Source organism: Streptomyces sp. R818 (assembly GCF_056172735.1).
The window spans coordinates 1,045,433-1,066,778 of record NZ_JAOCNE010000014.1 but is presented as its reverse complement, the minus strand read 5'-3'; the positions used below and the strand labels follow the sequence as shown (position 1 = coordinate 1,066,778).

The 21,346-nt window shown below is 70.1% G+C and carries 24 protein-coding genes and 1 pseudogene; 13 read left to right on the top strand and 12 right to left on the bottom strand.

Annotated features, from left to right (window positions below; translation table 11 throughout):
- Positions 1 to 24: 24 nt before the first annotated feature.
- Positions 25 to 879, bottom strand: coding sequence for an N-acetyltransferase family protein (locus N5I75_RS36735; protein ID WP_476684517.1), 855 nt, complete (start codon positions 877 to 879; stop codon positions 25 to 27).
- A 384-nt stretch (positions 880 to 1,263) separates the two neighbouring features.
- Here N5I75_RS36735 and N5I75_RS36730 point away from each other — a divergent pair, with 384 nt between their 5' ends.
- Positions 1,264 to 1,980 carry a haloacid dehalogenase type II gene (locus N5I75_RS36730; protein WP_476684516.1) on the top strand — a complete coding sequence of 239 codons (717 nt, stop codon included), beginning with the start codon at positions 1,264 to 1,266 and terminating at the stop codon, positions 1,978 to 1,980.
- 609 nt (positions 1,981 to 2,589) lie between these two features.
- Here N5I75_RS36730 and N5I75_RS36725 read toward each other — a convergent pair.
- Both N5I75_RS36725 and N5I75_RS36720 read right to left on the bottom strand, forming a co-directional pair.
- Complete coding sequence (locus N5I75_RS36725; protein ID WP_476684515.1) at positions 2,590 to 2,904, bottom strand: hypothetical protein; 315 nt, start codon at positions 2,902 to 2,904, stop codon at positions 2,590 to 2,592.
- Between the two features lie 114 nt (positions 2,905 to 3,018).
- A complete protein-coding gene (locus tag N5I75_RS36720) occupies positions 3,019 to 3,906 on the bottom strand; it encodes an MBL fold metallo-hydrolase (protein ID WP_476684514.1) in 888 nt (295 codons plus the stop codon).
- Between the two features lie 169 nt (positions 3,907 to 4,075).
- On the opposite strand from N5I75_RS36720, the gene N5I75_RS36715 reads away from it, so the two are divergent.
- On the top strand, positions 4,076 to 4,507 hold the full coding sequence (locus tag N5I75_RS36715) for a MarR family winged helix-turn-helix transcriptional regulator (protein ID WP_476684513.1): 432 nt from the start codon (positions 4,076 to 4,078) through the stop codon (positions 4,505 to 4,507).
- On the opposite strand, the gene N5I75_RS36710 is transcribed toward N5I75_RS36715, so the two are convergent.
- The gene (locus N5I75_RS36710) at positions 4,420 to 5,304 is read right to left on the bottom strand and encodes a hypothetical protein (RefSeq protein ID WP_476684512.1); all 885 of its coding nucleotides are present in this window, start codon (positions 5,302 to 5,304) and stop codon (positions 4,420 to 4,422) included. The genes N5I75_RS36715 and N5I75_RS36710 overlap by 88 nt on opposite strands.
- 163 nt (positions 5,305 to 5,467) lie before the next feature.
- On the bottom strand, positions 5,468 to 6,196 hold the full coding sequence (locus N5I75_RS36705; protein ID WP_476684510.1) for a DUF4232 domain-containing protein: 729 nt from the start codon (positions 6,194 to 6,196) through the stop codon (positions 5,468 to 5,470).
- A 396-nt stretch (positions 6,197 to 6,592) separates the two neighbouring features.
- Here N5I75_RS36705 and N5I75_RS36700 point away from each other — a divergent pair, with 396 nt between their 5' ends.
- Entirely contained in the window at positions 6,593 to 6,880 is a 288-nt protein-coding gene (locus N5I75_RS36700; protein ID WP_476684509.1) for a DUF6355 family natural product biosynthesis protein, read from the top strand.
- Positions 6,881 to 6,963: 83 nt separating this feature from the next.
- On the opposite strand, the gene N5I75_RS36695 is transcribed toward N5I75_RS36700, so the two are convergent.
- Positions 6,964 to 7,485, bottom strand: coding sequence for a hypothetical protein (locus N5I75_RS36695; RefSeq protein WP_476684508.1), 522 nt, complete (start codon positions 7,483 to 7,485; stop codon positions 6,964 to 6,966).
- On the opposite strand from N5I75_RS36695, the gene N5I75_RS36690 reads away from it, so the two are divergent.
- On the top strand, positions 7,478 to 8,590 hold the full coding sequence (locus tag N5I75_RS36690; RefSeq protein ID WP_476684507.1) for a hypothetical protein: 1,113 nt from the start codon (positions 7,478 to 7,480) through the stop codon (positions 8,588 to 8,590). The genes N5I75_RS36695 and N5I75_RS36690 overlap by 8 nt on opposite strands.
- Before the next feature lie 51 nt (positions 8,591 to 8,641).
- Here N5I75_RS36690 and N5I75_RS36685 read toward each other — a convergent pair whose 3' ends face one another.
- The gene (locus N5I75_RS36685) at positions 8,642 to 8,803 is read right to left on the bottom strand and encodes a DUF7677 family protein (protein WP_476684506.1); all 162 of its coding nucleotides are present in this window, start codon (positions 8,801 to 8,803) and stop codon (positions 8,642 to 8,644) included.
- A gap of 94 nt (positions 8,804 to 8,897) precedes the next feature.
- On the opposite strand from N5I75_RS36685, the gene N5I75_RS36680 reads away from it, so the two are divergent.
- The gene (locus N5I75_RS36680; RefSeq protein ID WP_476684505.1) at positions 8,898 to 9,296 is read left to right on the top strand and encodes a hypothetical protein; all 399 of its coding nucleotides are present in this window, start codon (positions 8,898 to 8,900) and stop codon (positions 9,294 to 9,296) included.
- Positions 9,297 to 9,300: 4 nt separating this feature from the next.
- Here N5I75_RS36680 and N5I75_RS36675 read toward each other — a convergent pair whose 3' ends face one another.
- Positions 9,301 to 9,840 carry a hypothetical protein gene (locus N5I75_RS36675; protein WP_476684504.1) on the bottom strand — a complete coding sequence of 180 codons (540 nt, stop codon included), beginning with the start codon at positions 9,838 to 9,840 and terminating at the stop codon, positions 9,301 to 9,303.
- Positions 9,841 to 10,267: 427 nt separating this feature from the next.
- Here N5I75_RS36675 and N5I75_RS36670 point away from each other — a divergent pair, with 427 nt between their 5' ends.
- The 5 genes and pseudogenes from N5I75_RS36670 (at position 10,268) to N5I75_RS36650 (ending at position 14,036) form a co-directional block, all read left to right on the top strand.
- Entirely contained in the window at positions 10,268 to 10,720 is a 453-nt protein-coding gene (locus tag N5I75_RS36670; RefSeq protein ID WP_476684503.1) for a hypothetical protein, read from the top strand.
- 178 nt (positions 10,721 to 10,898) lie between these two features.
- Positions 10,899 to 10,955, top strand: a pseudogene (locus N5I75_RS36665) (winged helix-turn-helix transcriptional regulator); the annotation flags it as partial.
- Between the two features lie 41 nt (positions 10,956 to 10,996).
- A complete protein-coding gene (locus N5I75_RS36660; protein WP_476684501.1) occupies positions 10,997 to 11,149 on the top strand; it encodes a hypothetical protein in 153 nt (50 codons plus the stop codon).
- Positions 11,150 to 11,346: 197 nt separating this feature from the next.
- Positions 11,347 to 12,969, top strand: a complete 1,623-nt coding sequence (locus N5I75_RS36655; RefSeq protein WP_476684500.1) for a M48 family metallopeptidase — start codon at positions 11,347 to 11,349, stop codon at positions 12,967 to 12,969.
- On the top strand, positions 12,969 to 14,036 hold the full coding sequence (locus tag N5I75_RS36650; RefSeq protein WP_476684498.1) for a hypothetical protein: 1,068 nt from the start codon (positions 12,969 to 12,971) through the stop codon (positions 14,034 to 14,036). The genes N5I75_RS36655 and N5I75_RS36650 overlap by 1 nt, the downstream gene beginning before the upstream one ends.
- A gap of 25 nt (positions 14,037 to 14,061) precedes the next feature.
- Here the strand turns inward: N5I75_RS36650 and N5I75_RS36645 are convergent, their stop codons facing one another.
- Together N5I75_RS36645 and N5I75_RS36640 are read right to left on the bottom strand one after the other, a co-directional pair.
- Complete coding sequence (locus N5I75_RS36645; RefSeq protein ID WP_476684497.1) at positions 14,062 to 14,865, bottom strand: SMI1/KNR4 family protein; 804 nt, start codon at positions 14,863 to 14,865, stop codon at positions 14,062 to 14,064.
- A gap of 50 nt (positions 14,866 to 14,915) precedes the next feature.
- Positions 14,916 to 15,341, bottom strand: a complete 426-nt coding sequence (locus N5I75_RS36640; protein WP_476684496.1) for a MarR family winged helix-turn-helix transcriptional regulator — start codon at positions 15,339 to 15,341, stop codon at positions 14,916 to 14,918.
- A gap of 83 nt (positions 15,342 to 15,424) precedes the next feature.
- On the opposite strand from N5I75_RS36640, the gene N5I75_RS36635 reads away from it, so the two are divergent.
- Positions 15,425 to 16,066, top strand: a complete 642-nt coding sequence (locus tag N5I75_RS36635; RefSeq protein ID WP_476684914.1) for an MBL fold metallo-hydrolase — start codon at positions 15,425 to 15,427, stop codon at positions 16,064 to 16,066.
- Between the two features lie 338 nt (positions 16,067 to 16,404).
- Entirely contained in the window at positions 16,405 to 17,706 is a 1,302-nt protein-coding gene (locus N5I75_RS36630; protein ID WP_476684495.1) for a YncE family protein, read from the top strand.
- A 19-nt stretch (positions 17,707 to 17,725) separates the two neighbouring features.
- Here N5I75_RS36630 and N5I75_RS36625 read toward each other — a convergent pair whose 3' ends face one another.
- Positions 17,726 to 18,604, bottom strand: a complete 879-nt coding sequence (locus tag N5I75_RS36625) for a serine hydrolase (protein WP_476684493.1) — start codon at positions 18,602 to 18,604, stop codon at positions 17,726 to 17,728.
- A complete protein-coding gene (locus N5I75_RS36620) occupies positions 18,601 to 19,530 on the bottom strand; it encodes a LysR family transcriptional regulator (protein WP_476684491.1) in 930 nt (309 codons plus the stop codon). The genes N5I75_RS36625 and N5I75_RS36620 overlap by 4 nt, the downstream gene beginning before the upstream one ends.
- 115 nt (positions 19,531 to 19,645) lie before the next feature.
- On the opposite strand from N5I75_RS36620, the gene N5I75_RS36615 reads away from it, so the two are divergent.
- Positions 19,646 to 21,304 (top strand): penicillin-binding transpeptidase domain-containing protein, encoded by a 1,659-nt coding sequence (locus N5I75_RS36615; protein ID WP_476684489.1) that lies wholly within the window; start codon positions 19,646 to 19,648, stop codon positions 21,302 to 21,304.
- The last annotated feature ends 42 nt before the right edge of the window (positions 21,305 to 21,346 follow it).

Here is a 21,346-nt window from a genome sequence, read left to right as displayed (position 1 = left end):
TATGGCGCCCCGATGGCACTCCGATCAGAGGTCCTTTCGGTAGACCGTCGAACTGTGCCGGACCGTCATCCCGACCCGGAGGTACAGGTCGAGGGCGCCGGTGTCGGAGTGAGTCCACAGGGTGCAGCTCCGAAGCCCCGCGCGATGGAAGGCGCGGAACGTGTGGCGCAGGAGGTGCCGGGCGATGCCGCGGCCTCGGTGATCACGGCGAACGGCGATCTGTTCGACGTGCCCTTCGTCCGTGCCCGGCCTGTTCAGCGCCACGGCTGCGCCGACCAGAGTGTCCCCGTCGAACGCCAGGGCCGACTGCCGAGGGGCGAACGCGGGCCGCTCGGCAGTGTGGGCGGCCCACTCCTCGTACGCCTGACGCCGCTCCTGCCACTCGTCGAACGCGTCCTGTACGAGGGCGTGCACCGCGGGTCCGTCGCCGGTCCGGAAGGGCCGCACCGTGACACCTGCCGGAGGGGCGGGCACCTCCGGCTCGACCGGCATGACGAACTCCAGCAGCCAGGCCGTCACCAGCGGCTGATACCCCTGGGTGCGCAGCAGCGTCACGGCACCGGTGTCCGCGTCCGGCACGGTCTGCACGATGCGGGCGGTACGGGCCTGCCGGGCCCGCGCCAACGTCCAGCCGAGCAGCGCCGCGCCCAGGCCCCTGCCCCGGTGCTCCGGATGGACATCCACCTCGGAGAACCGATCCGCCCAAGCACGGGCGACGGCGCGGTCTCGCGGGTCCAGCACGAGGACGGTGTCCAACTCCGGCACCAGCCCTGGCCGCGCGAACACGGCAGCGACGGCTCCGGCGTCGCTCTGACCTTGCCCGTACGTTTTCCGTTCGCACTCCAGGATCAGCGCGTGGATCGCCGGGACGTCTGCCACGGTCGAGGGCCTGCAACGGTAACCGGGCGGCAGGGAAGGCACGAGGGGGGACACCGACGGACGGTATCCGCGTGCCGCGCAGCCTCACAAGAGCGCGGACTTCGCCTGACGCGGCGCCTCGGCCGTGTACGCGTCCTCGTTACGGGCGGGCGCCGTGCGGCTGAGCATCCGTTCTTGGACGGTTGAAGCTGCTCCCTGTGCTCCGCGCCGCTGCCGCACAGCCGTTATTCAGCGTCTTCGCAGCTGGGGCCAGCCATACCATCGCTGCATCCACTGCTGCCTTGTTCAGCGCAGGTCCGTTGTATGTGCCGGGAATCCGGAGGGCTTTCCACCCCGTTACATCAACTGCCGTTCTTACGCCACCTCTCGTCGAGGAGACCTCACGTGGTTGCCCCAGAGATCGACGCCGTCGTGTTCGACATACTTGGCACTCTCGTGGACGAGCCTTCCGGTATCCGCGCAGGCATCCGTGACCTCGACCCGACGCTCGACGACCCGCGGGCCGAGCGGCTTTTGTCGCTGTGGCAGCGGCACATCGACCGCGAACAGCGTCGCATCCTCGACGGCGTCCGGACCTACGTCACCAGCGATGTTCTCGACCTGGAGGCCGCCCGGCTCGTCGCCGATGCCGCCGGAGTCGACGACCCGGCCGCCGTAGCGGCGCTGGCCCTCTCAGGTCGCAGGCTGCCGCCCTGGCCCGACACCGTGGTAGGGCTCGCTCAGCTCGCCGAGCGGTTCCCGCTGATCGGACTCTCCAACGCGAGCCGGACGACGCTGCTGAGTATCAACGCCCACGCCGGTCTGCGCTGGCACCAAGTCCTGTCGGCCGAGGACGCCCGGACCTACAAGCCGGACCCGGCCGTCTACCAGCTGGCCGTCACCGCCTCCGGACTGCCGCCGGAGCGGCTCCTGATGGTCGCCGCCCATGCATGGGACCTGCGCGGAGCACGAGAGGTCGGCCTACGCACCGCCTACGTCGCCCGCCCCGTCGGCGACCCACCCACCTCCTCCGACGAGTTCGACCTGCATGTCGACGGATTGGTCTCTCTGGCCGAGCAACTCGCTCCCATCGCCGAGGACTCGGCCGGCGCATCGTGGTGATGGGACGGGTGGCGCATGGTGGTGATGAGGGCAGGCGGCGCCCGTCAGGACTGGGCCTGCGGCAGCCAGGGCTGGCCAAGGTCGTATGGCGGCCTCTCGGCGGAGCGGGGCCGCGAGTCCGCCGCCCTGCGCATCGTCGTCAGTGATCTCGAAACTCAGCGATCCTCCGGCTGATCGCGTACGACGAGCAATTCGCATGCGGAAGAGCATGGCTGCTCTCCCGGGGCCTCGGCGTGCTGAAACTCGACGTCGCCCCCCTCCGGGCTGCTGAACTCCTCTGGGACGTCGCGCTCCTTGCGCCGGGGCAAAGACGTCTATGCTGCTGGTGTTCTCCCAGTCGTCCCAGATCACCCGGTCGCCCTCACGATGCATGGTGACGTACAGGGCGCCGCAACAAGCGGCGGTGCAGCTCCGGGTCGGCGATCATAACCCTGCGCGGCTTATTGGTAACCGCTAACGGCCAGCTCTCGGCCGAGCCGCTCCAATGCCGACAACTCAGAGCCATCCCTTCCGGGTGGAGGACCTCCTTCAGAACATCTGCGCCGTCGATCAGCGGACGCACCTCGGTCCGGCCGGCCGGCATGGCCGCCACGCCAGATTGGTGGCTCGTCAGAAGGCGTGCCGCTGGTCCTCCACGGTCCACTCGTCGCCGAGTTCGAGGCGTAGCGCCCGCAGCACGGCGTCGGCCTCCTCGGTGAACTCCCTTCTCTGCCGTCGGCTCCAGAGGGACGGGCCAGGTGGGTAGTCCCAGTCCATTGCGCTCTGGTAGCGCTCGCTCAGTTCGGTGAGGGTGTCGCGGGTGGCCTGGCTGACGGGCAGTCGATCCAGTTCGCAGGGGTAGCCGCAGGGGTTGTCGACATCGTCGGGCCACAGCCCGGTGCCGACGACACCGGGCGAGAAGAAGAATCGCAGGTGAGTAGGCATACGGCAGTTATACACAGCGCTCCGCCCGCCGTGTCCGACGCCTCGGCAGTGGCCCTGCACGTCCTTGCGCCACTCGGTCAGCAAGTGTCAGGTGTTCGGTACGGTCACCGGCCGTCAATCGTCCAAGGGGTGCCAGGCCCTGGCGCTGCCGTCCTGGCGGACCTGGCCGAAGACCGCGTCGGCGAAGTGGCCGCCGTAGCCGTAGGTGCCGGGTTCTTGCAGTTCGGCGATGAGGCGGTGGCGGTGGTCGGCGGCACCGGTGGGGTCGTGGTCGAAGGCCGAAGACCATTCGGGGTGGTCGACCTGGATCGGTGAGTGCAAGGAGTCACCGAAGGCGATCAGGCGCTGTCCGCCCCCCGTGATGACGTACTCGGTGTGTCCGGCCGTATGGCCTGCGGATATCCGCGCACGCACGCCCGGAAAGATTTCCTGCCCGTCCGTCACGGTGCGCACCATCGGCGCCAGCGCCGCGACTTCCGCGGCCATGCCCTGGTCCTCCAGGACGCTGCGGTGGGCCCATTCCGGCGCGGAGACAAGGTAGTCGGCATGGGTGAAGGCGAGCTGGTGGCCGTCCGGTGCGGGGTGGACCGCCCAGCCCACATGGTCGGGGTGGAGGTGTGTGAAGGCGATGGCCTCGATCGACTCCGGCCGGCAGTCGAGTTGCGCCAGGCTCTCCAGCAACCTGCCCCCGTGTATGACGCCCCGCGGGCCGTCCGGGGCAGCGGGAAGTCTCTGCGGTCCGAAGCCCGCGTCGATCAGCAGGGCCCGGTCGCCGTGCTGCACCAGCAGAGCACCGATGCTTCCGACGAGGTGGCCCGAGGTGTCGAGAAGTTCGGGGTGGGCGGCCCACACTTCATCGGTGGTGTCCGGGAAAAGGGCACGCGGCCGCAGCCGTACATCGCCGTCCGGGACGTAGGTGACCTTCGTGTCGCCCAGTTGCAGTGAACGGATCTCTGCCGTCCTGCGTAAACGGTCGGAGTCATTGAGTACAGCGCTTCTCATCGCTTTCACCTCTCTGGTGCAGGTATGCAGACTTGCGGACATGCGGGCATGCGTTAGACGCAGGGCCAACTGCCGCCGGGGGCCGTTGTGGTGAGACCACCGTATGCATCAAGCTCAAATCATTCAAGCTCTAATTATTCTCACTTGATGAACTTGCTAGGGTTGGCGCATGACGACGCCCTCAGAACCGCAAGCCGTGGCCGAGCGGGAGATCTGTGGACTGGTGGACGCACTGGCCCGGCAGATCGCCGACCACGTACGCGTCCGTGCCGTCGCGCTCGACCTCACCCCTGCTCAGGCGACGGCGCTGCGGGAGATGACCGGGCCCATGACCATGCGCGAGCTCGCTGAGCGCATGAGCTGCGAGCCCTCCAACGCCACGTTCGTCATCGACAAGCTCGAAAAGCTCGGCCTGGTCGAGCGCCACGCCCACCCCACCGACCGCCGCGCGAAGCACCTCGTCCTCACCACGCAGGGTGCGGCCCTCCGTGAACAGCTCCTCGAGCTTCTCGCTCAGGAGTCACCGCTGGCGCAACTGGATCCCGAACAACAGCGCGCTCTACAAGCCCTGTTGGAGCGAGCCGTACTCCGAAGCCCATGACTGAGGTCGGCTCCGTAGGCGAGCAGCACCGCGGTGGTGGTCACACTGAGAGGGTCGCCGCTCTGCAGGGTCGCGTCGCCCTCGGACTCGATGGCGTGCGTCAGCAATGTCGCCGCAATCCCCTCGTTAGGGTCCGCCCCGGCGTCGAGCAAGTGCGCCATCAGGTCCGCGTCGAGGTGTTCCGCCGCGAAGAGTGTCGGTGGCCACCAGCCGCTTGCGTCGATCATCGTCCGCTGGCTGGGACGGAGCGAGGCGGACACGGCGTACCGTCGCCATACCCGGTCCATCAGCCGGTTCAGGTGCCCGCTGGCCGGGTGGTGCGGCGCGACGGGTGTCGTATGTGCCTTGACGGGCATGACGTCGACGGGCGTGAAGTCGACGGCCTGACCTGCGGGGCCGGTCACCACATCCGCGAAGATCAGCGCGTCCAGGAGCGGTGCGTCCTCGCCGTCACATGACTCCGGTACGAAGGTCTGGTCGGGCTGTCGCACTGCGTCGAGGGCGTTGCGGTGATGGGCGAGCAGTCGGACCAGCCGGTCCGAAGCGCCATGGTCTTGCAGGTGGCGTGCAAGGTCGCCGGGGAGGGCATCGGTGCACCGCAACTCGGGTGCTTCGCCGAGTCCTTGCAGCCAAGCCGCCGCGACGAGCAGCTCCCGGTCCGGTGGAGCGACCGTGCACGTCAGCTCCCAGGCCCGTGCAGCCACGGCTTGCGTGCGCGGCCACCGCTTCCCCGCCGGGGCCAGCAATGACGCGGCGAGGCTGGAAGCACCTTCAGCGGTGTCGAGCGTGCGGATCATGAAGCGAACGTAACCGAGTGGCCGACTCAGGTGGTACGGGGAGAACATCGTCTGCCGACGACCGTCCGGACCTTCCGGACCGGCCGGCAGCGGCGCCCCCTGAGAGGCGCGCCGTCCGCGCAGACCCCGGGGCCCCGCCGAGCGGGGCCGACCTGCGTCGCGGCTACTTGGTGGTGTGGGTCGGGTAGACCCGTACGTCGGTGTAGGCACCCTTGATGTCACCCGCGTCGGCGGGCCACTTCAGGGTCACGGTGTGGGTCTCGTTCGGGGGCGTCACCAGGATCTCGGTCGGGGACGCGAGGCTGTTGCCGCTGTTGTCGATGGTGTAGGCGAGGTTGAAGATCGCGGACTCGCCGGGCTTCAGGACCGTGACACGCGGCTGGGCGGGGCCGCGCTCGATCGGGCTCGTGGTGTGGTCGACGTCCGTGATGTCGACGCCCGCGAAGCCGGTCGCCGAGCAGGTGGTGGAGCCCCGGTTGACCATGGTGATGTCGATCCGGCCCTCGGTCTCGTCGGGCGCGGCGTTCACGGCGTCGATGGCCAGGTCCTTGGTCTTGCAGAAGGTGACCTTGGACGACGTGCCGGTCGTCGCACCGTTCGCGGTGCCTTGCTTGTCGGCGCCCTGGTTGTCGGCGCCCTTTCCGGAGTCCGCCTTCACGTCGTTGCCGTTCTTCGCTTCACCGGAACTCGAGTTGCCACTCTGCGACGACTTCGCGTCATCGGTCGCGGCCGAAGAGGACGAGGAATCCGATGATGCGGACGAGGACGAGGACGAGGACGAGGAGCCCTTCGCGGAAGAGGTCTTCGCCGAGTCGTCGCTTCCGCAGGCCGTGAGCGAGAGCGCGGCGGCGACGCCGATGGCAGCGAAGGCGGCGGTGCGAGTGTGCTTCACGATGTCCCCCAGGAACAGTGTGGTGCGTGGTCACGTAGTGCGTGCGGTCTGCAATCTTTGTACCCCGCACCGAGTCACAGGCGGCCGATAGCGAGGTCTTCGTTCAGTCACAGGCGAACCGGTCTTCGTAACTGCACACTCCGCACCCCGCACTCCGCACTCCGCACTCCGCACTCCGCACTCCGCACTCCGCACTCCGCACGAATGTCTCGCCCGTCCCCCCCGGTCTCGGAAACCGGCGAGGATCATCCGATTGGCGCACAGGTGAATCGATCCGTCAGGTGAACGCTGTCCCGCGGAACCGGAGGCAGCGCCCCGAACTGCGAATCTCAGTCGTCGTCAACGGACCGGCACACACCAGCGGTTCGGACTGTCCTCTACGGTTTGGAGTTCGTCTTGCGTCTTCGTCGTCTCGCGACCGGTGCTCTCAGCTCCGTCGCCCTCGTTCTCGCCTCCGCCGGAGCCGTCACCGTCAGCGCCGGTCCGGCCGCGGCGAACCCCTGCGGCTTCTACGAGACCCACTCCGACGCCTACTACAACCACTGCACCTCGGACGGCTCCCACATCGTCATCGAGATCGACGACTGGGGGCCCAACAGCGAGAGCTGCGTCGGGCCGGGCGTGACCTGGATCGGCTCCGCTTCCGGGGTGGACGGCGCCTGGTACACCGGCCGCACCTGCTGACCTGGGGGCATCAGCACCCGTAGCTCGTTCGGGGAGCGGTCACGCCGGCCGCTCCCCGAACTCGTGCACGTAGCCGACGCGGTCTAGGGGAGCCCGCTCGCGATCGTCCGCATCTGCCGCTGGCCCAAGTGTTGCTGTGCCCAGCCGGAGACACCACTCAGTCGGGCGGCGGCCACGACAGGGTCACCGGTTCGCGTGGGCTGATCCACCTCGAAGTCGTGACCGACCAGGCCGCTCTCGTCCTCGACGATGCGAGCTATTCGATAGGCCCGCTCCATCACGCTCAACGCTGCCGGACCCGAGTGGCGGTAGGCGATCTCGATGTGGGCTGTGTCTCCGCAGTAGTCGAGCTGCACGCGTCCTGGCGGGCCGACGGTCTCGAGAGTGAGGCTGTACGGGTACTCCTCAAACTCGACAGGACCGACCTCCCTCAAGACTCGTGCCGAGATCCGCTCCCACTCGCTTCGTTGCGCGTCGGTGAAATGAGCCGGCTGCAGGTCGGCATCGGGGTCGAAGGACCTTCCCTTCCTCGGACGGAAAACGGGTTGGTCGGTTCGGCGTTGCGGTGTGACGATGATCCTGGCGTTTGGGGGTTGCTTGGTCATCTTCGTGTGTGCGGGCTGCGGGGCCCGGCTGACTGACCCGCTGTCTCAGGTTGCGCTGCCGGTCCACGCTCATCAGAAGTATGGAAACGGCGTTCAGCTACCGGTACTCATGGAGACGGGGACGTTCGCCGTGAACCCCGAGCCCTGGGGGCCACCTTGGCGGAGGTGGGAGGAGATCCGTCCGGACGAGGCCGTCGCCCGCGGTGTGTACGCGCCGGTGCACGCCCTGTCCGACGGTGCGCCCGGCGCTGTCGTCATCGCCCCGGGCGACGCCGACGGCACCGTGATGATCCCGGGACACCGCACCGGCGGTTATTGCTGCGGTCTCGACAGTGCGGACGGCCCCAACGTGGCCTGCGCGAAGTGTTCGCTGCCCGTGGCGACCCGTATCGACGACTGCTCACTCTGGCAGGCGACTTGGCTCGCTCCGGGCGCCGTTCGCCGCCTCCCCGTCGACGGCACCGCCGTCGCCCCGCTTTCCTGGTCCGAGCTGTTGATGCGAGCCGAGGCCACACCCCCGTTCGAGCCGCTCACATCCTGGAGAGCGGCGGTTGACTGGAGGAACTACTCGTGGAACTGGAGTCCGCGTTGGGAAGCGGCGGGCGGACAGGCGCTTGCCCACCTCCTCGCGGCCTCCGGGGGCCGACCGGTGACCGTGCCTGACGGCTTGACCGGGCAGATCTTCCAACGGGCTCTCGACGCCCTGCTGCCCGCGGTACCGGAGGCCCGGCGTGCCGTCCTGGCCGGGCCGGGACTTCCGGTCCCCAGCAAGGACGTCCCCATCCTGCTGGTGCCGTCCCACCCTCAGACGGGGAAGAGCTGGACGCCACCCGACCCGGGTCCGTACCTGGTCCCCATGCCGCTCGGGGTGTGGCTGTGGCTGGCCTTTCCCAGGCCGGACCCTCCCGTCCCCGCGTCGGGTGTCCTGGCCGCCCAAGCCCTCCGTGACGACTTCGACGCGCCCGCGCCGCACCCCAACCGGCTGTTCTGGGCCGACTCGGGCGTGTTCCGGGACACTCTGGTCAGGCTGCCGACTGTTCGCAGGCCGTGGCTTCGCGAGATTTTCGACGCCCTCGGACACCACACCCTCGCCGGTATCTTCTGACCGGCGGCCAGGGCCACACGTCGCTGCTCCGCGCGCGTACTGTCGGACCGGTCAGTGCAGCTCGGTCTCCCACGCCTCGAACGGCGGCTCGACCTCGTAGCTCGGGTCAAGACAGCGGCGGATCCACTGAGCGGCACGGTACTGCGCGTCCCCGTGGTTGAGTACCTGGCCGTGACTCCCGCACGTCGACCGGAAGTTGTCCCATGTCCACATTCTGCCCGGTAGCGACGATCGTTGCGACGGGCTTTCTCTTGGTGCCGTTCGGGAGCCGCCTCCTCGCATGTCATGCGCAGCTACGGTAGGCGTCATGACGCAGCCCGACAGTGAATCCACCTTCGTACGAGGCATGGCGATCTTCTCCGCCGTTGTCACGGTCGCGGTCTATCTGTTCGGGCTCCTGCTCGTCGGTCTCGCCGTCAGCGAGGTCGGGAGCGGTGCGGATTCCACGCCCATGAATCAGTGCCGCTACACGTCACACAAGCCAGACGGGACAGTCGTGTTGCAGCACGAGGTGCAGTATGTGCCGCTGCAGGTCATGTGCCGAACGACTGACGGGCGTGTGTTCGCCAGTCAGGTCGTTCCGTCCTGGGTCAACCCCGCGCTCGCAGTGTCGTTCGTCAGCACGGTCGTCTTCACGGCCGGCGCCTTTGTCCAGGTCAACCGGCGAGCGTCGGCCAGTCCTGACCGTGAGGCAAGGGCCTTCTGAGCGGCTATTCGTCACCCAGCAGCGACGCGAGCGGGTCCTCGCTGAGCAAGGCCGGTGCGGACAGGGCCATGTCGTAGGCCGGGCGCGAGAAGACGTAAGGGCCAAGGGGCAGCTTGCCCCATTTCGGCCGTTCAGGCTGGTGGAAGTCGGACCACTCCACCTCCGTGTCCGTGACCCGCATGGTGGCGAGCAGCGGCCAGCAAGCCGGGATCCCGCACGGACATCCCAGGAAGCACACGGCACCGGTGTCGCGGTCGCGGAGCTCAGGTGCGGCCTCACCCAGGAAGTGTGCGCGAGCTTGGACGGCCTCGGCGTCTTCCCCCAGGTACAGGGGGGCGTGTTGTCGTACCAGGAACTGCTCACGCTCTTGTGGGGTGTCGTCGTCCTCATGGAGTTCCCGGCTCCACAGTGCGCGCGTTGCGTGCGCGACCAGGACGCGCAGGTCCGTTCCGTCGATGCGGATGCCCCACAGCAGCAGGTGCGGAAAGTCGGGGTGGGGATGGCGTACGAACTCCACCCGGTGGGCAAATGCTTGGTCACGCATACGCCCATCGTGCGGCACCCGCGCCCTCGACTCCATCGAGTATCACCGCGCCACCACGGAGGCGCCGCCGCGGACTCGCGTCCTGCGATGGCCGAGGAAGGTGAGGACCGCCAGGACTGCTCCGCTCGCTACCGCAACCGCTCCGAGCACGATCGGCACCGTGTCCCCAGTGACGGCTCCCGCAGCACACGCGACAATGCCTCCCACTATGGCCACCACCGAAAAGGCCAGAAGTCTCTTCAGCATGCCGTCGATCGATGTGCCTTCTCGTTCCATGCGTCGCCGCCCTCCCTCAACGTCGTCCATGGCCCCTGCTGGGCCGGCCGGCCCCATGCCGAACTGTGGCTCTTCTTCCCTCAAGACGACGCAATACGTACCGAGCCGAATTCACATGCGGCGGCCGCCAGGAGCGGGCAGCATCGTGACTATGTCGACTGATGTCAGCGGGATGATCGAGTGTCGGCCGGGGGCCCGGCTGTGGGGTCCGGAGGACGAGGACACCGTGTGGGAAGTCGGGATGGATCTTCTCCCGCTCAACGTCGGAAACGCCTACGACGGGCTGGCCTGTCTCTTCGGCATACGCAACTCCTTCGACTTCCGGCCGCTCGCCGAGGACCGCGGCTTTCCGGACGACGCGTCGGACGGCCTGCGCAGCGTCTTCCTGGCCTTCGGTGGCCCGGACGACGTGCACGGCACCACCTGGCTGACGTGGGACGAGCTGGAGTCCGTCGACTGGCAGGAGACAGACGGCCGCGGCACACGGACCCGTGCCTCGGTCGCGGGGGTCGGTACCGACTGGGGCCGGGTCTGGCGTGTGATGGGCCTGCTCAGCGAGGTCCACGGTGCCGAAAACGTACGCCTTGTCGTCTGGTTCCACTGATCGACGATCTTCGTTTCCCGGGTCGGCCCGTCCACGTAAGCCCGGGCGGTGCGGCAGGGCCTCAGGATGATGGAGGAGGACGACGAGGTCGGCGGCTTCCCGAAGCCGGTACGGCGGGCAATGGAATGCACCTGAACGCGCCTCGCACCCGACCGAAGGCGCCGGTCGTGGCAGCCAGTTGGAGCGTCAGCCCTATCAGACCAACCCGGCCCGGCACGAGTACGTCCTGACCGATCTCGGCCGCTTCCTGCACCCCTTGATCGTCACGCTGGCGGCTTGGTCGACGCCCGGACGGGCCGCCGCTTCGACGACAGCCATGCCTATGCGTTTCCCGCCGGTCCCGCCGCCAGTCCCGCCATGCGTGCCCGCTACCCCCTCACCGGCGCCACCGTCGCCACCCATACCGGCGAGGGCGCCCGCGGCGACTGACGCCGAGGCCCCCACCCGGCTCCCCCTTTACAAAAAGCCGCTCGCCGTACCACTGACCCTGTGTCATACTTCCGTTCCCCCCACATCTATCTGTGCTGTCTCCTGCCTTCCCGAGGCCTGCCCGAACGCGGCTCGCTTCGTGAAGCCAGCTCTTTTCCCGTGGGGGGAACCGCCCGATGGGCTCTACTCTGCGCGCCGTGCGCGCTCTCGTGCTGCTGCTCGGCTTCTACGTGGTCGGGCTCGTGCTGCTCGGCGCCCTGGGCCTGGTGGACTGGTGGCTGATCGAGGACGGGATGCACGGCATCGCCGGGCTCAAGTTCCTCTTCCTCAGCCTGATCGTCGGCATCCCGATTCTGCAGGGCATGTTCGCGTTGCGCGGCCCGCGGTTCGAACCGCCGGCCGACGGGCTGCGGGTCGACGAGCGGCAGGAGCCGCGCCTGTGGGCGGCCGTGCGCCGGCTCGCCGAGCAGACGGGCACGCGCGCGCCGGACGAGATCTACGTGGTGCCCGCCGTGAACGCCGCCGTCTACGAGCAGTCGCGGCTCCTCGGCCTGCTCCGGGGGCGACGCGTGCTGCTGGTCGGCCTGCCGCTGCTGAGCGGTCTCGACGAGGCTCAGCTCACCTCCGTACTGGCCCATGAGTTCGGCCACTACTCCAACTCCGACACCCGGCTCGGCGCCATCAACCGGCGCGGGTTCGAGCAGATGTCCCGCACCGTCTCCACACTGATGCGGCGCTCCGCGGCCAGGGTGGAGGACGAGCGGGCGAAGGGAGAGGAGAAGGAGGCGCGCCGCGTCGCCAAGGGCAAGGCGGCACGGCAGGTCAGCACCGGTTCCGCAGGGCTGAGTTACCGCCTCGCCGCCAAGCCCTTCATCTGGTACGGCAAGTTCTACGTGCGCTCCATGCGGGGCACGATGCGCCGCCAGGAGTACGCCGCCGACCTGGCCGCCGCGCGCATCGCGGGCCGCGCCGCGACGGCGTCCGCACTGCGCGAGATCCCGGTCCTTGACGCCGCTTTCGACTTCTACATGCAGTCGTACGCGAGCCTCGGCGCGAACGCGGGCCTGCTGCCGCCGCAGGGCGAGGTCTACGGCGGCCTGCACCGCCTTCTCGAGGCGCGCTCGGGCGAACTGGACGAGCTGCGGCGCGGGTTGCCGCGCGAGGAGCGTTCCGCGTACGACACGCATCCGCCGATCGCCGACCGGGTGGCCCGCATCGAGGAGCTGCCCGACGACGGCCGCGCGGCGGACGGGGCCGGGTCCGCGCTCGGCCTGCTCGTCCACCCCGCCGCCGCGTTCGCCGCCATCGAGCAGGTGGCGCTCACGCCGGAGGCGCTCAAGATGCGGCGCACCGCCGACTGGGGCCAGCTCGTGCACGAGTCGATGACGACGTACGCCGGTGGGGCCGCGCAGCCACTGCGCAAGGCGGTGCGTGAGGCGACCGGAGCGGACGGCTCGTTCGACTCGGTGCTCGCGGCGATCGACGGCGGCGCGCTGTGGCAGATCGCGGACCGGCTGCCCAAGTCCGCGCAGGCGGCGGCAGCGAAGGGCAGGGCGGCCCGGGAGTTCGTCCGCCCGCGCCTGCACGACCTGCTGCGCGACCTGACCGTCTCCGAGCTGATCGCCCGCGGCGGGGCGCACTTCGAGCTGTCCTGGACGGACTCGGCGCTGCTGCGGCTGCACGACGCCTCCGAGGAACAGCTGGCCCGCGCCCTGGACGCGGCGGTGGCGGACGTGCCGGACACCTCCGGGCTGCGGCAGTTGCTGCATCCGACCCTGGCCGGTGCGGCCGACGGCGCGCGGGAACGGGAGTCGATCTGATGGGCCTCTTCCGCAACCGGCGCGGCACGCACCCGAACCGTGTCGGCTCCTTCAGCGACAAGCAACTCGCGTCGGCGGCGGAGCAGTTCGGCCTCGTGCCGGCCGAGGAGATCGTCGGCGACCTGGCGATGGCGCCCGACCCGCGCTCCGAGCAGGTCAAGACGGCCGTCCGAGCGGGGAACTGGGAGGCCGGGGCCGCCTACCTGGAGGACGCCGGGCGTGACTGGGCGGAGCGCACCCGCCGCTCCAACGTCCTCGCCGCGGAGGCCGTCGAGGACGACGGCTGGCTGCTCGCCTGGCGCACCGCGCGGCGCGACGACCCTGGGGCGGCGCTCGTGAACGCCCGCTCGCTGATCGACCTTGCGTGGGAGGTCCGCGGCGGCGGCCTCGCGGGGGCCACGACCCGGGAGCAGTTCGCCGGGTTCCACCAGGTCCTCAAGCAGGCGCGTGAGGCGTTCGCCGCGGCGCAGGCGCCGGCGGGCGACGACCCGTGCCCGTTCGTCGCGGAGCTGCCGCTGGCGATGGGGCTCGGCTACGACCACGAGGCGTTCGGGGCGATCTGGGCCGAGGTGGAGCGGCGGGACCCGTACCACGTGGGCGCGCACCACTCGGCGCTGCAGTACTGGTGCGCGAAGTGGCGGGGTTCGCACGAGGCGGCGGAGGAGTTCGGGAAGGCGGCCGCGGCGAAGGGTTCTCCGGGGCAGCTTCTGACCACGATCGTCCTGGACGCCTACTTCGAGTACGAGATCACCGACGAGACGCTGAACCCGGGCACGTACTACCAGCAGCCGCACATCGTCGCGGCGACGGACGCGGCGCTCACGGACGTGGCGGCGGCGCACGCCAAGAACCCGCACGACCGGGGTGTCCCGCCGGCCCGTCACATGCTCGGCCACTTCCTGTACTGGCAGAACCGGTACGAGGAGGCGCTCGAGCAGTTCCGCGCGGTGGACGGGTACGCGGGCACGACCCCGTGGTCGTACTACGGGGATCCGGCGCGGCGGTACGCGCGGGTGCGGGACTACTGCGCGGCACAGGTCGCGCACCGGAGCGCCGCCGCGCGGTGAGGTGACCGGGGCGCCGCCGCCGGAGTCAGTCGCCTGCCCGATAGCTCATGAACCAGTGCGTGTCGAAATAGCGGGTCAGAGTGTACGGGTGGTGCGGGTCCACGAGGACGCGGCTGACGAACTCGGCGGCGCCGCAGTCGAACGCGAGGTCCTCACCGTCGAAGGACCGCACGACGACGTGCCAGCGGTCCGGGTCGGGGCCGTCGGCCCGCCAGCAGTACAGCTCCTCGTGCTCCGTCCCCGCCCAGATCAGCAGCCCGTCCTCCCTGAGGTGCGTCCACGGCTCCTGGTTCAGGTCCAGGAAGCCGTCGAAGGCGCCCGCGCCGAACGTGTCGACCATGCGCTTGTAGTCGTCCGGCACCGCGGTCCCCAGCCGCCCCTCGACCTGTGCCCAGTCCGTCTGCGTCTCCGGGTGGGCGACGGGCTGCGTCCACCCGGTGATGTGTATGAGCCGCCGGACCCAGTCGACGTCCTCGCCCGGAGCCACCGCCAGCGATGCGGGCACCGTCCTGCGCGCTCGCACCAGCACCGCCCTCTCGGCTCCCTCCGCGTCCCGCGCGGTCCCCGCGCCGACCCACTGATCCCCGTACGCCCATGCTCGTAGCGTCATGGCCCGGTCCTCGAAGGGGACGAGGAGGGCCGCGCCCCTGGACTCGTCCACCGTCGGATCGGCGAAGCCGTCGAGGACGAGGGTGCGCGGGGCCCCGTACCTGCCACTGAGCAGGTCGGTCAGCGCCTGCGGGTCCGCGTCGCCGGGCAGGTACAGATAACCGTCAGCCGGTCCGAGTCGGGCCAGCAGTTCGGTGACGGTTGTTTGCGTCAGCTCCATGACGGACAGTGAAGCGCACCGCACTGACATCGGCCTGCCGCGGCCGACCGTCACCGCCCGCTGATGTGAGCCGTCAGGCGCGCCAACAGCGGGATCGTCTCGCGGAGTTGTCGCTGCTCGTCGGAGTCCAGGGCGCCGCGGATGGCGGTGTCGAGCCAGTCCGCGCGCCTTCCGCGTTCCTGTTGGAGGCGGGCGCGTCCGGCGTCCGTGATGTGCAGCAGCTGCTTGCGGCCGTCCGTCGGGTGCGGTTCGGCGCGCACCAGGCCTGCGCCGAGAAGCTCCTTCGCGGTCTTGGCGGCCGCCTGGTGGCTGACGCCTCGCAGGTGGGCCAGGTCGGCCGTGGTCCGGGGGCCGCCGCGGGCGAGGTGACCGAGCAGGGCGGCCTCCCCGGCGGGCATGGTGTCGGCTGCCCGCACGGCGCGGACCAGTTCGCCGATCGTCTGCCGCAGGTCTTCGGCCAGCGCGTCATCGTCCATGAGCCCAGTCTAGGCGAAGTGTGTAACTTGGGTGTACAACTAGGTTACACATATTCCGACGACGAGGAGTCGAGGACATGCCCATGCGGCTCACCAAGTTCGGTCACGCCTGCGTCCGCCTGGAACAGGACGGTCGCCGCCTGGTCATCGACCCCGGCGGGCTGACGGACCCGGACGCGTTGGAGGGGGCCGACGCCGTCCTTGTCACCCACGAACACTTCGACCACTTCTCCGAGGCGACGCTCCGCGAGGCGGCTCGGAACAACCCCGCGTTGCGGATCTGGACCAACAAGTCGGTCGCCGGGCTCCTGGAGGGGCTCGGCACCCGGGTCACCGCCGTGGGCGACGGGGACGCCTTCACCGCGGCCAGCTTTGATGTGAAGGTCCACGGGACGTGGCACGCGCCCCTTCACCCCGACATCCCCCGCGTCGGGAACGTCGGCTTCCTCGTCGACGACGCCCTGTTCCATCCCGGAGACGCCCTCACCGTCCCGGACGCCGCCGTCGACACCCTTCTGCTGCCCGTGCACGGCCCGTGGTCCACGACCGGGCAGCTCGTCGACTACGTGCGGGAGGTGGGCCCGCGGCGGGCCTGCGCCGTCCACGACGGCGCCCTCAACGACATCGGCATCGCGATGATCGGGAGCTTCCTGGGCGACAACGGCCCCGGCACCGGCGCCCCTTATCACCGCCTCGCCACGGGCGCGTCCATGGTGATCGGCTGAGGAACCGCCTCACCCTTGACAGCCCAGTGGACATGCGGGACTCGCGTGGTAATGACGGCTCGACAGGCTTGCTGCGCCGCACAGGTCCGCGATCCTCGCGCCCCAGTAGCCGTGGACGGCGCCGGACATCTCCAGGACCACGTCCAGGAACACCGACTCCGTACCGGCCTTGCGCTGTGCACCGCCTCTCCCTACCATCCAGTAGCCAAAGTCCGGACATCGCCGTCACCAGACTTCGTCCTGTTCAGACTCCGCCCTGCTCACACCTTGCACGGCCTCTGCTCAGCACCTTCGCGTCCCTGCCCTTCCATGGGCACTCACCGTTGGGAGAAGCAAGCATGCACGCTGCGCGCACCTCCGCCCGAACAGCCGTCGTACGAGACAGAACCGGCTCCGGACGCGGCCGCCTGCGGAACATCGCCGGGGCCGCCGTCCTGGCCGCCGGGCTCGTCGTGCCCCTCTCGATGCACTCCGCCGAGGCCGCGCCCGCGTTGCGCGAGGTGATGTTCGTCGGCAACAACTGGGACGGCACCGCCGACGTCATCGACTCCGGCGGTGACTACGCCAAGCTGGGCCGGATCAATGTCGTCCCCGACAAGGCGCAGCGGCTCGCCGCCATCTACCTCAACCCCGTGAACCTGGCCGTCTACCTCGGTATCCGGGCGACCGCGGGCGAGGGCCACGACCAGCTCGTCGACGACCTGTACTCCACCCCCGACGGCAGCGCCCTGGTCGCCTCCCGTCCGAGCTTCGGCGATGTGGTCTCCATCGACCTGCGAACCGGGAAGGTCAAGTGGCGGTTCGCGGTCTCGGGGTACCGCTCGGACCACATGGCCGTCTCCCCGGACGGGACCAAGGTCGCCGTGTCGGCGTCACTCGGCAAGACAGTGCACGTCCTGGACATCAACACCGGAGCGCAGCTCGGCAAGTTCGCCACCGGCGACAAGCCGCACGAGAACGTCTTCACCGACAGCGGCACGTACATCTGGAACATGTCCATCGGCAACGTGGAGACCGACCTCGACTCCCCCGCCCTCGACTGGACCAAGGGCGACCGGCACATCACCGTCGTCGACGCGAGCACGTACAAGGTGGTCAGGACGATCGACATGCGGGCGCGCCTGGACGCCGCGGGCCGCAAGGACCTGTCCAGCGCCGTCCGGCCGGCCGTGTTCAGTCCCGACTTCTCGAAGATGTACTTCCAGGTCTCCTACTTCAACGGCTTCCTGGAGTACGACGTCGCCGCCGACAGGATCACCCGCGTCAAGACTCTGCCGAAGAACCCCGCCACCAGCGACGACCGCACCACCTTCGTCAACGACTCGCGCCACCACGGCCTGTCGCTGAGTCCGGACGGCGGCAAGGTGTGCGTCGCCGGAACCATGGACGACTACGCGACCGTCGTGGACCGCGCCACCCTCCAGGAAGGTCCGCTCGTCACCGCGTCCAAGCCCTACTGGGCGACCGTCAGCGGTGACGGCCGCGACTGCGTGATCTCCGAGAGCGGCGCCGACCAGGTCAGCGCCATCGACTTCGCGACCGGCCGCAAGGTCGCCTCCGTACCGGTCGGCGACCATCCCCAGCGGGTGCGGCTCGCCCATGTCCCCGCCGACTGGACCAGCCCGTCGGTCGCCGACTGACTCCGGCACTGCGCGCGGCTCACACCCTGCCCGCGCGCAGTGTGTCGACCGCGATCCGGGCGGCTGTGCCGATGACCGCGTCGGCGGCGGGGAGGATCGCCGCGGTGCGTACGGTGCGGGTGAAGACGGCCACGGCGTAGCGGCCGCCGTCGGGGTACTCGACGACGCCGATCTCACCGCGCAGGGTCGGCAGCGACCCGGTCTTGCCCGCCACGTGCACGTCGTCGAAGGGGAAACCGGAGGCGAGCCGGTGCGGCCAGATCTGAAGGCCCATCACACGGCGGATGGCGGCGCCGTGTTCGGGTGTGCAGGCGGTGTCGTGCCAGATGGCGGCGAGGAGCCGGGTCAGGTCGCGCGGGGTGCTGCGGTTGGACTGCGCGGGGTCGAGCGCGCGGAGCCGGGCGATGACGTGCGGGTCGGCCAGTGCCTGGGCGCCGCCGGGGCCCGCGTCCTCCTTGACCCTGGTCATCGCCGTGCCGAAGGTGTGCACGGCGAGGGTGTGGGTGAGGCCGAGGCGGGCCGTCGTACGGTTGACGGCGTCCAGGCCGACGCGGGCCAGGAGGAGGTCGGCGGCGGCGTTGTCGCTGACGGCCATCATGAGGTAGGCGAGGTCGCGCAGCGAAAGCCGGGCGGCATCCAGCATGGCCGCCAGGCCGGTGGGTCCCGCGGAGCGCCCGGCGGGCGGGCAGTCGATCTGCTCGGTCAGGTCGAGGTCGCCGGCGGCGGCGCGTTCGTGCAGCGCGACCAGCAGGGGCAGCTTGTGGACGCTCGCGGTAGGCAGCAACTGGTCGCCGTGATAGTCGAGTTCGGCACCGGAGTCGATGTCGAGGGCGTGCAGCCACCCGGTGACCCCGGCGTCGGCGAAGGCGGTGCGGAGGGCGGTGGTCGTGTCGGTCATAGCCAGTACTCCGCTGCGGGGCGCAGATGCGTCGGGCGTGTGGGGGTGTCGGGGCGGGCATGGGCCGTGGTGCGCAGCGCGTGCTCGGCCGCGTCGGCGAAGGCGCGGACGGTGGCGTCGCCGTGGCCGCGCGGCCAGGCCACGGAGTGCCGCCAGGCCAGCGGCGCCCCGGCGAGGGGGCGCCAGACGGGTTCGGGTCCCGTGCTGTCGCCCTGGGTGTCGCGCGGAGCGAACGCGACGGCCGCCGCGGACTGGACGAGGCCGCGGACGAAGCTGGCTCCCCGGCCGTGCCGGATCGCGGGCGGGGTGTAGCCGCCGCGGGCGCAGGTGGTCAGCAGGTCGTCGTAGAGCGCGGGGGCTCCGTCCCGGGGGAAGAGGACCAGGTCGTGGCCGGTGAGCGCGGCGAGGGGCACTTCGCCGTACTCGGCGGCGGGTGCGCCGGGCGGCAGCAGGACGCCCAGGTCGCGGCGGAGCACCGGGCCGAGTTCGAGGCCGGTCACGTCGCAGGGGTGGTGCACGAGGCCGACGTCGAGTTCGCGTGCTCCGAGCCGGTCGAGCTGCTCGGCGGTCGACAGTTCGTGCAACTCGAGGTCCGCCTCGGAGCACCGCCGGCCGAACTCCGTGAGCAGGGCGGCGACGGTGGCGCCCGCGATGTCGGGCGGCAGCGCGGCGCGCAGCAGGCCGCTCTCCCCGTCGCGGATGCGGCGCGCGGCGGCCCGCAGTGTCGCTGCGCGGGCGAGCAGTTCACGCGCCTCGGGCAGCAGCAGCGTCCCGGCTTTGGTGAGGGTGACCTGGCGGCTGGTGCGGTCGAAGAGCCGCACCTCCAGCTCGCGTTCCAGGCGCTGGATGCGCTGGGACAGGGGTGGCTGGGCCATGCCGAGGACGGCCGCCGCACGGCCGAAGTGTGACTCTTCTGCAACAGCCACGAAGCATTCGAGATGCCGGATCAGGTCCACGACCAGCGATCATATCGAATTTTGATCGATGACTGATCCATATCGGACTTGGACATGGGACGGCCTCGTTTGCTGTCCTCCCGGCATGACACACCTCTCCCCTGCCCGTCGCAGAGCCACCCGCCCCCAGCGCTCCGCGGCCAAGGCCGTCACCGCCGCCGTGGTCTGCGCCGTCGTCGCGGGCGGCGCGTACGCCACCGGGTTCGGCCCCTTCGACCGGGGCTCCGACGCGCCCGACCCGGCCGCCGCCGCACAGGCGCGGGCCTTCCTCGCCGACTGGTCCGGCGGCCGCTACGACGGAGCCGCCCGCCGCACCACGGACCCGGCCCGGGCCGAAGAAGTGCTGCACAACTTCACCGCCGGACTCGACATCGAGAAGCCGCGCCTGACCGCGTCCGCCGCCGAGCGCGCCGACGACGACACGGTGCGCGTGCCGTTCACGGCGAAGATGCCCGTCACCGGGCTCGGCACGTGGACGTACACCTCCCACATCCCGCTGAAGGAGCAGGGGGACGGTGCCTGGAAGGTCGACTGGTCGCTCGGCCTCGTCCATCCGCACCTGAGCGAGAAGGCGAAGTTCCGTCTGGAGCGCGAGGACACCAGCCTGCCGGAGGTCGAGGACCGGCACGGCAAAGCACTCGCCGGTGGCGCCTTCCCCTCGCTTCAGCCGCTCCTCGCCCAGTTCGCGGGCGGCGACGGCAAGCCGCGCGGCGCGGTCCGGCTCATCGACCGCGTCACCGGAGAAGTCGAAGGCACGGAGACCACCTTCGGGCAACCGCAACCGGCGGACAAGGGGCAGGACAACGGCAAGGGCGCGGAGACGGGCGACGCCCCGGTGCGGACCACACTGGACGCCGCCTGGCAGTCGGCCGCCGACCGGGCCCTCGCGGCCGAGGCCGACGGCAAGAACGCCTCACTGGTCGCACTGCGCGTCGACAACGGCGAGATCCTCGCGATGGCGAACTCCCCCGCCACCGGCTTCAACCGGGCCGTCTCCGGCACGTACGCGCCCGGCTCCACCTGGAAGATCGTCACCAGCAGCGCGCTGCTCCTGAAGAACGCCGTCACCCCCGACACCGTCGTGGACTGCCCCAAGTACCTCACGGTGGGCAAGGAGTTCCACAACGTGGAGACCTCCGAACACCCCGGCGCCACCTTCCAGAAGGACTTCACGGAGTCCTGCAACACCGCGTTCATCAGCCTGCGCGGCAAGCTCGGCGACGCCGAGACCGGTGACGTGGCACGCGAGTACTTCGGTGTCGGCCAGGAGTGGCACGTCGGCATCCCCTCCTACGACGGCTCGGTGCCGGTGCCGAAGGACGCGACGGAGAAGGCCGCCGCCATGATCGGCCAGGGCCGCATCCAGGCCAACCCGCTGATCATGGCATCCGTCACCGCCACGGCGGCGTCCGGCACCTTCCACCAGCCGACGATCGTCCCGGGCACCGAGGACACCACCTCCACCACGCCGCTCCCCGCCTCGGTCGTCAGCCGGCTCCGTACGATGATGAGGGCCACGGTCACCGACGGGACGGCGCACGTCCTGGCTGACCTGCCCGGCGGGATCGGGGCGAAGACCGGCACCGCGGAGGTCGCCGAGGGCGAGCCGAACAACGGCTGGCTAGTGGCGCGGCGCGGGAACATCGCCGTGGCCTGTGTGGTCGAACAGGGCGTCACGGGCGGCGGTTCGGCCGGCCCGATCCTGCACCGGCTCCTGTCCGCCGTGCCCGACGATCCGTCCTGACACCGACGACCCGCCCCGACACCGACGGCCCGTCCTGACACC

Bases quoted from the DNA above. Each gene is read 5' to 3' on its own strand.
- N5I75_RS36725 (WP_476684515.1), bottom strand. From the start codon at position 2,904: ATGCCTACTCACCTGCGATTCTTCTTCTCGCCCGGTGTCGTCGGCACC.
- N5I75_RS36720 (WP_476684514.1), bottom strand. From the start codon at position 3,906: ATGAGAAGCGCTGTACTCAATGACTCCGACCGTTTACGCAGGACGGCA.
- N5I75_RS36715 (WP_476684513.1), top strand. From the start codon at position 4,076: ATGACGACGCCCTCAGAACCGCAAGCCGTGGCCGAGCGGGAGATCTGT.
- N5I75_RS36710 (WP_476684512.1), bottom strand. From the start codon at position 5,304: ATGATCCGCACGCTCGACACCGCTGAAGGTGCTTCCAGCCTCGCCGCG.
- N5I75_RS36695 (WP_476684508.1), bottom strand. From the start codon at position 7,485: ATGACCAAGCAACCCCCAAACGCCAGGATCATCGTCACACCGCAACGC.
- N5I75_RS36685 (WP_476684506.1), bottom strand. From the start codon at position 8,803: ATGTGGACATGGGACAACTTCCGGTCGACGTGCGGGAGTCACGGCCAG.
- N5I75_RS36680 (WP_476684505.1), top strand. From the start codon at position 8,898: ATGACGCAGCCCGACAGTGAATCCACCTTCGTACGAGGCATGGCGATC.
- N5I75_RS36675 (WP_476684504.1), bottom strand. From the start codon at position 9,840: ATGCGTGACCAAGCATTTGCCCACCGGGTGGAGTTCGTACGCCATCCC.
- N5I75_RS36670 (WP_476684503.1), top strand. From the start codon at position 10,268: ATGTCGACTGATGTCAGCGGGATGATCGAGTGTCGGCCGGGGGCCCGG.
- N5I75_RS36650 (WP_476684498.1), top strand. From the start codon at position 12,969: ATGGGCCTCTTCCGCAACCGGCGCGGCACGCACCCGAACCGTGTCGGC.
- N5I75_RS36645 (WP_476684497.1), bottom strand. From the start codon at position 14,865: ATGGAGCTGACGCAAACAACCGTCACCGAACTGCTGGCCCGACTCGGA.
- N5I75_RS36640 (WP_476684496.1), bottom strand. From the start codon at position 15,341: ATGGACGATGACGCGCTGGCCGAAGACCTGCGGCAGACGATCGGCGAA.
- N5I75_RS36635 (WP_476684914.1), top strand. From the start codon at position 15,425: ATGCGGCTCACCAAGTTCGGTCACGCCTGCGTCCGCCTGGAACAGGAC.
- N5I75_RS36630 (WP_476684495.1), top strand. From the start codon at position 16,405: ATGCACGCTGCGCGCACCTCCGCCCGAACAGCCGTCGTACGAGACAGA.
- N5I75_RS36625 (WP_476684493.1), bottom strand. From the start codon at position 18,604: ATGACCGACACGACCACCGCCCTCCGCACCGCCTTCGCCGACGCCGGG.
- N5I75_RS36615 (WP_476684489.1), top strand. From the start codon at position 19,646: ATGACACACCTCTCCCCTGCCCGTCGCAGAGCCACCCGCCCCCAGCGC.